This window comes from Methyloceanibacter sp. (assembly GCF_049590335.1).
GTDB lineage: Bacteria > Pseudomonadota > Alphaproteobacteria > Rhizobiales > Methyloligellaceae > Methyloceanibacter.
In genome coordinates, this window is record NZ_JBAWCQ010000034.1 from 1 (window position 1) to 2,382 (window position 2,382).

Here is a 2,382-nt window from a genome sequence, read left to right on the forward strand (position 1 = left end):
GGCGTTAACATGCTTGAGGCAATTAATATCCGAAGGCTCGAAAAGGCCCATGCGCTTCTTGAACGCGCGGGACCGGATCAGACGGTGACATCTATCGCGACCCACTTGGGATTCTTCGAGTTAGGTCGCTTCGCGGTGCGCTATCGCAAGCGGTTCGGTGAGAAACCCTCTGAAACATTGGGTCGACGCGCCAAGAAGTACTGAATGGCGACAGAAATGTCCGCTATGTGGGGCGGACTCAATGTGTCGACGCAACACTTTAGTCTTTGAAGGCAAGATGGAGTGTTGGAGATGGCCTATCGTCGTCGGATCTATTTCACTGAGAAGCAGAAGGCAGAGATCTGGGATCGCTGGCAGCGCGGAGAGTCGATGAGTTCGATCGGTCGGAGGTTCGATCGGAACTCGTCGTCGATCTACCCGCTTCTTGCAAGGACCGGTGGCATTCGTCCTCCGGAGCGCCGGAGATCGCGCTTTGCTCTGACGCTCGCTGAACGCGAGGAGATCTCAATAGGTCTCAGGGCGCAGTTGACCCTGCGCGCGATTGCCCGTCAGCTGCGGCGTGCACCGTCGACGATCAGCCGTGAAGTGCAGCGGAATGGTGGTCGCACTCGCTACCGGGCGGCTCGGTCGGATCAGGCGGCGTGGGACCGTGCCCTGCGTCCCAAGCCGTGCAAGCTGGCTTGCCGCCCTGCGGTTTGCCGGAGAGTATCGGTGAAACTTGAGCGCAAGTGGTCGCCGCAGCAGATCGCGGGCTGGCTGAAGCGCGCACATCCCGACGACGAGACCGCCCGCGTGTCCCACGAGACGATCTATCGGAGCCTGTTCATCCAGACGCGCGGCGTTCTGAAGAAGGAATTGCTGGCCCATCTCAGGGCGACCCGCGCGATCCGCCGCTCCCGGCATGCGAGCCTCAAGCGCGACGGCCTCGGGCAGATTAAGGACGCTGTCTCGATCCGGGAGCGACCCGCCACCGTGGAGGACCGCGCCATCCCCGGCCACTGGGAGGGTGACCTGATCGCCGGCTCAAAGAACAGCTACATTGCCACGCTGGTCGAGCGCCGGACCCGTTACGTGATGCTGGCCAGGGTTAAGAACAAGGACACTGCCAGTGTCATCGCCGCGCTCGCCAAACAGGTACAGCACCTGCCGCGGGAGCTTCGCCGCTCACTCACTTGGGACCGGGGCAAGGAGCTGGCTGATCACAAGTGCCTGACATTGGCCACCGACCTCGACATCTACTTCTGCGATCCCCATAGCCCCTGGCAGCGCGGCACCAACGAGAACACCAACCGCTTGCTGCGCCAGTACTTCCCCAAAGGCACAGATCTGTCCGTCCACAGCCAGGCGAAACTAAACGCCGTGGCGCGCGAGCTCAACGAGCGCCCGAGAAAGACGTTGAACTACGACTCACCAGCGGAGAAGTTCGAAGAGTGTGTTGCGGCGATCGGTTGAATCGGCACCACATTGCGGACGTTCAGGTTAGATCAGCTGTGTGCCGAGGGTGTTGATTGGCTTCTCGCTTTTTGGGAGGGGGCGCCGCTCAACATGAAATGTAAAAGGCCACCTCCGAAAAGGTGGCCTTAATCATATGGCGAGGGATTAGCGTCCCCAATCACCAACGGCATCGCTGCCGGGTAAGTCGAAGCCAAGGTATTCTTTGACGTCGAAAGGCATGCTTTCGACGGTAGCCCGGACTCGCTTAGCTATCGCCTTGGTTTCCGGCCGCGCGTTGGAAAGACCAGTATAAGGAATCCCCTTGGCGTTCTCGACGTCTGGGTACTTTTTCTTAAACAGCTCATGCCGAGCACGCATCTGGTTGAATTGGCCCTGCGTGTGTATCAGCGGAACCAATTGAGGGTTCTCCTCGCGAGGATCCATATAGAGGTCATAGTAGGCCTCGGGCATCCCAGATGCGGCGACATCACCCGCACCGATCCAATGCCGCTTGTAACGCCCTTTAACCGTAGCTCCGAGTTGGTGGCCGGAGTAAATGAAGACGTAATCACGACGCCCGTGGGTGTCGCCTTTGAGTAGAACCGCTGTTTGGTCGAGGCCATCAACGATGCGATCAGTTGGAACGTACTTTGTCGCCCCCCCTAATCGGGCGAACGTCGTGTACAAATCCGTCACGTGAACGATGTCGCCGACAACCTGGTTCGACTCGATCATTCCCGGCCACCATGCAAAGGCCGGAACGCGAACGCCGCCCTCGGTGAAGTCGCCCTTACCCCCGCGATACAGCATTGGAAGCATGCCCCAGCCCGGCGGCGGGCTGTGCACCATCGGACCATTATCGGCCATTGCAACGAAGACCGTATTCTCCGCAATGCCTAGCTGCTTTATTTCATCCATAACAGATCCGATGAACCCGTCCAGCATTGG

General features: G+C 59.4%; 3 protein-coding genes. 2 read left to right on the plus strand and 1 reads right to left on the minus strand.

Annotated elements, in window-relative coordinates:
- Both WBQ77_RS02440 and WBQ77_RS02445 read left to right on the plus strand, forming a co-directional pair.
- Positions 1-204: helix-turn-helix domain-containing protein (locus WBQ77_RS02440; protein ID WP_424058759.1), on the plus strand; the 204-nt coding region annotated here is incomplete at its 5' end.
- 87 nt (positions 205-291) lie between these two features.
- A complete protein-coding gene (locus WBQ77_RS02445) occupies positions 292-1,452 on the plus strand; it encodes an IS30 family transposase (RefSeq protein WP_424058760.1) in 1,161 nt (386 codons plus the stop codon).
- Positions 1,453-1,599: 147 nt separating this feature from the next.
- Here WBQ77_RS02445 and WBQ77_RS02450 read toward each other — a convergent pair.
- The coding region (locus tag WBQ77_RS02450) for a sulfatase-like hydrolase/transferase (RefSeq protein ID WP_424058762.1) at positions 1,600-2,382 on the minus strand (783 nt) is incomplete at its 5' end.

What these genes read in the sequence shown, in the direction of transcription:
- WBQ77_RS02445 (WP_424058760.1), top strand. Translation starts at nt 292, where the DNA reads ATGGCCTATCGTCGTCGGATCTATTTCACTGAGAAGCAGAAGGCAGAG.